The organism is Pseudomonas sp. NY15372, assembly GCF_048068215.1.
Classification (GTDB): domain Bacteria; phylum Pseudomonadota; class Gammaproteobacteria; order Pseudomonadales; family Pseudomonadaceae; genus Aquipseudomonas; species Aquipseudomonas guariconensis_A.
This window is the reverse complement of record NZ_JBLUPY010000067.1, coordinates 1-7,334: the sequence shown is the minus strand read 5'-3', so window position 1 is coordinate 7,334 and position 7,334 is coordinate 1. Positions and strand designations below refer to the sequence as shown.

Genomic DNA, 7,334 nt, shown 5'->3' with positions numbered 1-7,334 from the left:
ATCAAGCGTGGCGACCCGCTGGACACCGACACCATGGTCGGCGCCCAGGCCTCGCAGCAGCAGTTCGAGAAGATCCTCTCCTACCTGGAGATCGCCCAGAAGGAAGGCGCCAAGCTGCTGACCGGCGGCAAGGTGGAAAAACTCGAAGGCAGCCTGGCCACCGGCTATTACATCCAGCCGACCCTGCTCAAGGGCAACAACCGCATGCGGGTGTTCCAGGAAGAGATCTTCGGCCCGGTGGTCAGCGTCACCACCTTCAAGGACGAAGCCGAGGCCCTGGCCATCGCCAACGACACCGAGTTCGGCCTCGGCGCAGGCGTATGGACCCGCGACATCAACCGCGCTTACCGCATGGGCCGCGGCATCAAGGCCGGTCGCGTGTGGACCAACTGCTACCACCTGTACCCGGCCCATGCCGCGTTCGGTGGCTACAAGAATTCCGGCGTGGGCCGTGAAACCCACAAGATGATGCTCGACCACTACCAGCAGACCAAGAACCTGCTGGTGAGCTACGACATCAATCCATTGGGCTTCTTCTAAACGGGCCATTGGGGCTGCTTTGCAGCCCTTTCGCGGCACAAGGCCGCTCCTACAAGGGGCAGCACGATCCCTGTAGGAGCGGCCTTGTGCCGCGAAAGGGCCGCGCAGCGGCCCCTTACTTATGCCGCTCCAACTGCCGCTCGATCATGTACTTGACCGCCAGGCGGCGCTCCTTGAGCCGGTGCAGGTCATCGTCACTGACATTGCCGGCCGAGATCGCCTCGGCGGCAAGCACTTGGTTGTCGATGTCTACATATTCATCCAGCAACCGGTCAAGCTCCTGGTCCTGTTGGCGCCGCTGCTGGACGATCTCGCGCGGGTAGTGAAGGTCCTGGTAGAGGTCATGGGAAACTGGCATGGCGCCCTCCTTGTGATGCTCAGGCTTTGCTTACCTGATTGGAATGAAGGAAGCCGCGGTTGTTGAAGCGAGGCCGGGAAAATGCGACGGATGGCATTACCTCGGGCGATCGAAACCAGGGGAAGAGAACTAACTTGCTGTTTTAAAGCATTTTTTTTCACCTTGGGGGTTCCCAGGTGGAAAGACTGTTGGTATAGTGCCGGCCATTCCAGCACAGCGACCCAGCGTTGTTGTCAGTGAGTCTTCAGAGCGACAGTGCACAGGCATTCGTCGTATCCGATACAGGGGCGTCGCCAAGCGGTAAGGCAGCAGGTTTTGATCCTGCCATGCGTTGGTTCGAATCCAGCCGCCCCTGCCATTTTCTCCCGATATTTTCTTCGTTTTATTCTGCGCCCAGGCGTACAGCTCCCTTTCCTGTCTTCCGTTAAGCCTTGTGGCGTCAATCCGTCTGCAATCGCGGGGCAATGCTGACCCCTCAAGGAGCGGGCTTGTCCCGCGATTGCGTCAGGCCGTTCAGCGCAGATCCTTGACCATCTTCCCCAAGGTCTCCAACACCGCGCCCGCCAGCGCCTTGGACCGCTCACCCGACCACCCGGTGACCGGATTGGGCGCATCGTCATGATCCTTGAACGGCATTTCCAAGGTCAGCGACAGGCAGTCGTAAGCTTGACCCACGGCGTTGCACGCCAAGGTCATGTTGGCCTGGCCCGGCTCGTCGCGGGTGTAGCCGTGCACGGTCTGGAAATCTGGCGTCACGCTGCACAGCGTGCTGCGGAACTGCTCCTCGAGCTTCGACAGGCGCGGCGTGTAGCCAGGGTTGCCTTCGCAGGCAGCGGTGAACACGTGGGGGATTTCTTCATCACCATGAACATCGATGAAGGCATCCACCCCGTACTGCTTCATTTGCGACTGGGCGAAGAACACTTCCGGGCTGAACTCGACGCTGGCGTCCTGCCAGGCGCGGTTGAGGTCCTTGCCCTTGAAGTTGGTGCGCAGGTGGCCCAGGAAGGCGCCGTCGGGGTTCATGTTGGGGATCAGGTACAGGTCGGCCTCGGCCAGCAGTGCCTGGACGATACCGTCATTGGCTTGCAGGCGGTCGATCACGCCCTCCATGAACCATTCGGCCATGTGTTCGCCCGGGTGCTGCTGGGCGATCAGCCAGATCTTGCGCTTGCCGGCGGCGCCGTCGCCCGCACGCAGCAGCGGAATATCGCGACCTTGCACACTGCGCCCGCAGGCCAGCAGTTCGACGCCGGGCAATTGCCTGGCACGTTCGATCAATTGGTTATGGCGTGCGCGAGGGTAGGGCTCGAAATAGGCGAACCAGGCCTGTTCCTGTTCGGCCTCGAGTTCGAAGTTGAGCGCCTTGCCGTCGAACTGGCTGGGGATGCGGAACCAGGTCTTCTGGTCATAGGAGGCCACGGCCTGATAGCCGGTCCAGGCATTCTTGTAGGAAGACTGGTGGGCGTTGTCCAGGCTGAAACGGTGGGTGTGGCCCGGGGTCAGGCCGCTGACCTTGAAGTGGAACCACTGGAAGTGGCCGCTGTTGGTGTCGGGACGGATGGCCAGGTGTACACGGCCAGGGTCGCTGGCATCCAGTACCTGGATATTGCCGGAATCGAAATCGCAGTCGATGTGTAGCGGGGACAGCGTCACGGTCATTGCCAGGCTCCTGTGGCTTTGTTGTGGGGGTACTTTACATCCCTTGGAGGAGTTGGCGCGTCCTCTTGATTCGACTTGCCATGCGTTTCCGAGAGGCGGGACGTAGTTCTCCGTCCAGTTTAGGGCGCTCTCCATTTAGAAATGGTACGAATACTGGGTGGCTGGAAGCTGACTAAAACCCGCTGTAGCCAAGGCTGCGTAATGATGATGCATGGCGGCTATGGCGCGATGGTTAAGGAGCGGTTCGCGATTCAATATCTATGTCCTTTTGCCATTGCACTTTTGGTGCGAGATTTTTAGAAATATTGTACCAAGGGATATCATCGTGATTTTTGGGCGGGGGAGGTGGGGGAAGGGCTGAGGGCCCGCGCTGCATGTAAAGGCAGATGTATTTCCAGACGAGGTCGTCGACATTCGGCGTGCTGAGTTGGAAGCGGTCAACTACTTCATTTGTTGTGTCTGGTTGTATAATGGATAGCATTACTCCCTGTTTGTCAATGGTTATGCCTTGTGGGGTTCTAGCACGCTTTCTCCAACGCTCTGCTCGAACCTGAGCCCAGTCATACGAGACGACTTCAATTGGCCAGCGTTTGAAAGGGTTCCACCAGCAATATGTGAAGTTGTAAGCATAGATTTTTTGCCGGGCTCTATTGAAACGTATGGGTTCGTCGCGTGGGGTCGAAATCTCATATCTGAAGCCGGCGGTCAATACCCATATTCCAATAATCGTGCCGAATAGAGGCTGTTATCCATTTGGCCTGGCTGATCTTGCCAGTCCTTGATCATCCGGGGCTGCGGCGTAGCCCATCGCGGGGCGAGTCCACTCCACAGGTCCGGCTTGCCAGCGTTCACCCTTCGCTCTTCACCTTTTCCTCATCTTGAACATGCCGCCCGCATACAGCGCTGGCATGATCGCACCGCCATAGCCCTCTCCGTTCAACTGGGCGCTGTTCTCGACTCCCTATCGATCTCCGCTGGCCATTCGACCTTTGGCGCCAGACGTTTTGCGATATTGCACCAATGTACATCGTTATGGTCCAGTGGCGGGTTCGGCAATGGCAGGCTCGTCGGGCCTTCTTGCATGTAGGTACAAACATACGTCCAGACGGCTTCGTCCAGCCCCAGGCTGCTCAAAGGAAAGCGGTCAATTACCTTATTGGTACCTGACTCTACTATAGAAAGCATGACGCCCCATTTTAAAACCGATGCGCCTTGGAAGCTAGCTCGTTCTCTCCAGCTCTCGGCACGAACATCTGACCAGCTATAGGAGACTACTTCGGTTGGCATATGTCCGAATGACTTCCACCAACAATACTTGAAGTTATAGGCGTATATTTTTTGACGTGCCCGATTGAATCGTATGGGTTCGTCGCGTGGCGGTGAAGCTGCTAATCTAAAACAGAAGGTCGCGCCCCATATCACAATAATTACAGTTGCCACCCCACTGCCTAGAAATGAATAGTCATTACTTATAAGGCTGTCTGTGATTATGGCTATGGGGGGGAGGAGTAGAAGTAATGAGAGAAGGCTAAAAGTCAGCATTAAGTTTCGATGGTGGAAGTTTTTTCGAGGGAGCTCCAAATGGGTTTCATTCATCCAGTTTACTGCGGGGGCTGTGGTTATGTGTTCTTCGTTCGATGCTTCGTTTGGGAGCGGGAGGTCCTTTGTCCATCCGCGGCAAGGTGGATCAAGTAATGGGCCTTTATATATCATGTGTTATTTCTCCGAAAGTCAGAGTTTGTCTTTTCTTACTATGACTTGAGCGAGCCGGGAAAGGTCTGACTTATCTGGCCAGTAGCTGAGGGACAACTCAATGGCATGCGTCATATCATGCTCGTCCAAGATTATTGAGTTCTGGATGGTTATGGTCTGTTGAGGTGTATACGTTGCGTCTGCCGCATTAGCTTGGGTAAGTGTTCGGTTTTCTTCTTGGTTTAATTCTTCACTGTTGCCACTGTAAGTATGCTCGGGCTCAGGGGTGTTGGGGTGGTACGTGTTTAATTGCCACTCGTAGCGGGAGTACTTGCTGTGGAAGTTAGGTATGGTCATGTGATAAGACAATCTTTTGGTCGAGGCGACCGAATATGTTTCGCCGATGGTGAAGTGAGGCGAGCTTGGATGTCTTTGAAAGTCGACATGTATATCTGTATTAGCGGCAATGCCCAGGATGGCTCCATTCAAGGCACTTGTCGCGATGTCTTGCTCTGTCTCGCTTTGCCAGGCTCTGTGTTCTAGTGGAATTCCCCACCTACTTTTACGTGCCCATAATTCAAGTGGTGTAGATACCTCCCGCTTCGCTTGAGTGGCGATGGCATAAGCAGAAAGTCCTAGCAGAATGGCGATTCCGAGCGGGCCTAGGAGTGTGCTGCTCCCAGCGAAAATTACCCCCACTCCCATGAGTGAAGAAAAACCTGTTAGCCCGCTTGCCACCCAGTAGGACTTTGCAGTATCTCTATCTCCTTGACCGCTGACCCGAATGCCAGCGAAAACGTACTGCACCGCATCCATCAACCCAGCTGCCGCCGCAATACCTCTGCCAAATTTGGCGATCTGCCCCCCAAACCCAACAGTCGGATTTTGCGCACCCATGAGTTTTCTGGCCAATGGGGCTGTTGTTCCAGCTTTGACCGATTCATTCCACGAGCCAGTCGGCGTCACCTTCGACAATTGTCCCGCCATGGTCTGTCGTGTCTCCCTGCCGCGCAGCAGGGTGACCTTCGATTAGCGTGCTTACCGGTCCAGTTTCGATGATGGCTCCGCAGCTAACTTCGTCGCCGGCACGGGCAATGGATTTGCCATTGACGAATGTAGCGCTCGCGCCAGTAGTGATAGTGCCCTTTCCATGAAGCGGGCAGATGTGGAGGTGACCAACAAGGGCAATGGGTTTCATATTATGTATCAATATCTGGTCAGATGAGTATTCTGCTAGTGAAATATGAAAAGTTGGTTGTTAAAGGTCTCGTAAAAGACTGTCTGCTCAAGAAGACTTATTGTATTGGGGCGGTGATCCATAACTAGGGCGCTGTTCGCGACTCCCTATCGATCTCCGCTGGCCATTCGACCTTTGGCGCCAGACGTTTTGCGATATCGCACCAAAGTACATCGTTATGGTCCAGTGGCGGGTTCGGCAATGGCAGGCTCGTCGGGCCTTCTTGCATGTAAGTACAAACATAAGCCCAGACGGCTTCATCCAGCCCCATGCTGCTCAACGGAAAGCGATCAATCACCTTATTGGTACCCGGCTCTACAATAGAAAGCATAACGCCCCACTTTACAAACGATGCGCCTTGCGGTGTGCTGGCTCGCACCCTCCAACTCTCGGCGCGAACATCTGACCAGTCATATGAAACTACTTCGATGGGGCAATGCTTGAAAGGGTTCCACCAGCAGGATTTAAAGTTATAGGCATATATTTTTTGGCGTACCCGATTGAATCGTATTGGTTCATCTCGCGGAGGGGATATTGCGAGTCTTAAACAAGAAGCGAAACCCCACACCCCAAGTAATGCGCCTGCTATTTCAATGTCAAGATTTGAATAATGGCCATTTAGCAAGCTGTCGATAATTACTGGCCTTGGGACGAGAAAAGGGATTGCTGAGAAGATAGATAAAATAAGGATTAAATTTCGGAGCTGGGGGTTTTTTCGATGGATTTCTAAATAAACTCCATTCATCCAGTTTATTGCGGGGGGCGTGGTTATGTGCTCTTTGTTCGATGCTTCGTTTGGGAGGGGGAGGTCCTTTGTCCATCCGCGGCAAGGTGGATCAAGTAATGGTTTTTTATATATCATGTGTTATTTGCCAGAAGATCAGAGCTTATCTTTTCTTACGATGACTTGAGCGAGTCGGGAAAGGTCTGATTTATCTGGCCAGTAGCTGAGGGACAACTCAATGGCATGCGTCATATCGTATTCGTCCAAAATTATTGAATTCTCGATGGTTATGGTCAGATGAGGTGTATGCGTTGCGTCTGTCGCATTAGCTTGGGTGAGTATTCGATTTTCTTCTTGGTTTAATTCGTCACTGTTGCCACTGTAACTATGCTCGGGCTCAGGGGTGTTGGGGCGATATGTTTTTAATTGCCACTCGTAGCGGGAGTATTTGCTATGGAAGTTCGGCAGGACCATGTGATAAGACAATCTTTTGGTCGAGGCGACCGAATATGTTTCGCCGATGGTGAAGTGAGGCGAGCTTGGATGCCTTTGAAAGTCGACATGTATATCTGTATTAGCGGTAATGCCCAGGATGGCTCCATTCAAGGCACTTGTCGCGATGTCTTGCTCTGTCTCGCTTTGCCAGGCTCTGTGTTCTAGTGGAATTCCCCACCTACTTTTACGTGCCCATAATTCAAGTGGTGTAGATACCTCCCGCTTCGCTTGAGTGGCGATGGCATAAGCAGAAAGTCCTAGCAGAATGGCGATTCCGAGCGGGCCTAGGAGTGTGCTGCTCCCAGCGAAAATTACCCCCACTCCCATGAGTGAAGAAAAACCTGTTAGCCCGCTTGCCACCCAGTAGGACTTTGCAGTATCTCTATCTCCTTGACCGCTGACCCGAATGCCAGCGAAAACGTACTGCACCGCATCCATCAACCCAGCTGCCGCCGCAATACCTCCACCATATTTGGCGATCTGCCCCCCAAACCCAACAGTCGGATTTTGCGCACCCATGAGCTTTTGCGGCCGCAGCGTTTCGAGAGCTCGTCCTGTAGCCTCAAGGCCGACACCCAGCACCCCGATGGAGGACGACCAGACGGCCGCCAACGCTTCGGGCTCAC

At 54.2% G+C, this 7,334-nt stretch carries 7 protein-coding genes, 1 tRNA gene and 2 pseudogenes; 2 read left to right on the top strand and 8 right to left on the bottom strand.

The features are described from left to right. Window positions 1-540: pseudogene (adh, locus tag ACNFG0_RS22685) on the top strand (aldehyde dehydrogenase); the annotation flags it as partial. A 115-nt stretch (window positions 541-655) separates the two neighbouring features. On the opposite strand, the gene ACNFG0_RS22680 reads toward adh, so the two are convergent. Then, window positions 656-898 carry a DUF465 domain-containing protein gene (locus tag ACNFG0_RS22680; protein ID WP_196147019.1) on the bottom strand — a complete coding sequence of 81 codons (243 nt, stop codon included), beginning with the start codon at window positions 896-898 and terminating at the stop codon, window positions 656-658. Between the two features lie 283 nt (window positions 899-1,181). Here ACNFG0_RS22680 and ACNFG0_RS22675 point away from each other — a divergent pair. Further along, window positions 1,182-1,256 (top strand) — tRNA-Gln (locus ACNFG0_RS22675). Window positions 1,257-1,411: 155 nt separating this feature from the next. Here ACNFG0_RS22675 and ACNFG0_RS22670 read toward each other — a convergent pair. The 7 genes and pseudogenes from ACNFG0_RS22670 to ACNFG0_RS22640 all read right to left on the bottom strand — a co-directional run. Continuing rightward, window positions 1,412-2,560 (bottom strand): M14-type cytosolic carboxypeptidase, encoded by a 1,149-nt coding sequence (locus tag ACNFG0_RS22670; RefSeq protein ID WP_416766501.1) that lies wholly within the window; start codon window positions 2,558-2,560, stop codon window positions 1,412-1,414. Window positions 2,561-2,792: 232 nt separating this feature from the next. Next, entirely contained in the window at window positions 2,793-3,269 is a 477-nt protein-coding gene (locus ACNFG0_RS22665) for a DUF6708 domain-containing protein (protein ID WP_416766500.1), read from the bottom strand. 227 nt (window positions 3,270-3,496) lie between these two features. Further along, window positions 3,497-4,102: a DUF6708 domain-containing protein gene (locus ACNFG0_RS22660; protein WP_416766502.1), complete on the bottom strand. Its 606-nt coding sequence runs from the start codon at window positions 4,100-4,102 to the stop codon at window positions 3,497-3,499. A gap of 189 nt (window positions 4,103-4,291) precedes the next feature. Further along, entirely contained in the window at window positions 4,292-5,239 is a 948-nt protein-coding gene (locus ACNFG0_RS22655) for a hypothetical protein (protein ID WP_416766498.1), read from the bottom strand. Then, window positions 5,193-5,450, bottom strand: coding sequence for a PAAR domain-containing protein (locus ACNFG0_RS22650; RefSeq protein ID WP_416766496.1), 258 nt, complete (start codon window positions 5,448-5,450; stop codon window positions 5,193-5,195). The genes ACNFG0_RS22655 and ACNFG0_RS22650 overlap by 47 nt, the downstream gene beginning before the upstream one ends. A gap of 124 nt (window positions 5,451-5,574) precedes the next feature. Beyond that, window positions 5,575-6,234 (bottom strand): DUF6708 domain-containing protein, encoded by a 660-nt coding sequence (locus ACNFG0_RS22645; protein ID WP_416766495.1) that lies wholly within the window; start codon window positions 6,232-6,234, stop codon window positions 5,575-5,577. A gap of 135 nt (window positions 6,235-6,369) precedes the next feature. Further along, window positions 6,370-7,334: pseudogene (locus ACNFG0_RS22640) on the bottom strand (hypothetical protein); the annotation flags it as partial.

What these genes read in the sequence shown, in the direction of transcription:
- ACNFG0_RS22680 (WP_196147019.1), bottom strand. Translation starts at nt 898, where the DNA reads ATGCCAGTTTCCCATGACCTCTACCAGGACCTTCACTACCCGCGCGAG.
- ACNFG0_RS22670 (WP_416766501.1), bottom strand. Translation starts at nt 2,560, where the DNA reads ATGACCGTGACGCTGTCCCCGCTACACATCGACTGCGATTTCGATTCC.
- ACNFG0_RS22660 (WP_416766502.1), bottom strand. Translation starts at nt 4,102, where the DNA reads ATGCTGACTTTTAGCCTTCTCTCATTACTTCTACTCCTCCCCCCCATA.
- ACNFG0_RS22655 (WP_416766498.1), bottom strand. Translation starts at nt 5,239, where the DNA reads ATGGCGGGACAATTGTCGAAGGTGACGCCGACTGGCTCGTGGAATGAA.
- ACNFG0_RS22650 (WP_416766496.1), bottom strand. Translation starts at nt 5,450, where the DNA reads ATGAAACCCATTGCCCTTGTTGGTCACCTCCACATCTGCCCGCTTCAT.
- ACNFG0_RS22645 (WP_416766495.1), bottom strand. Translation starts at nt 6,234, where the DNA reads ATGAATGGAGTTTATTTAGAAATCCATCGAAAAAACCCCCAGCTCCGA.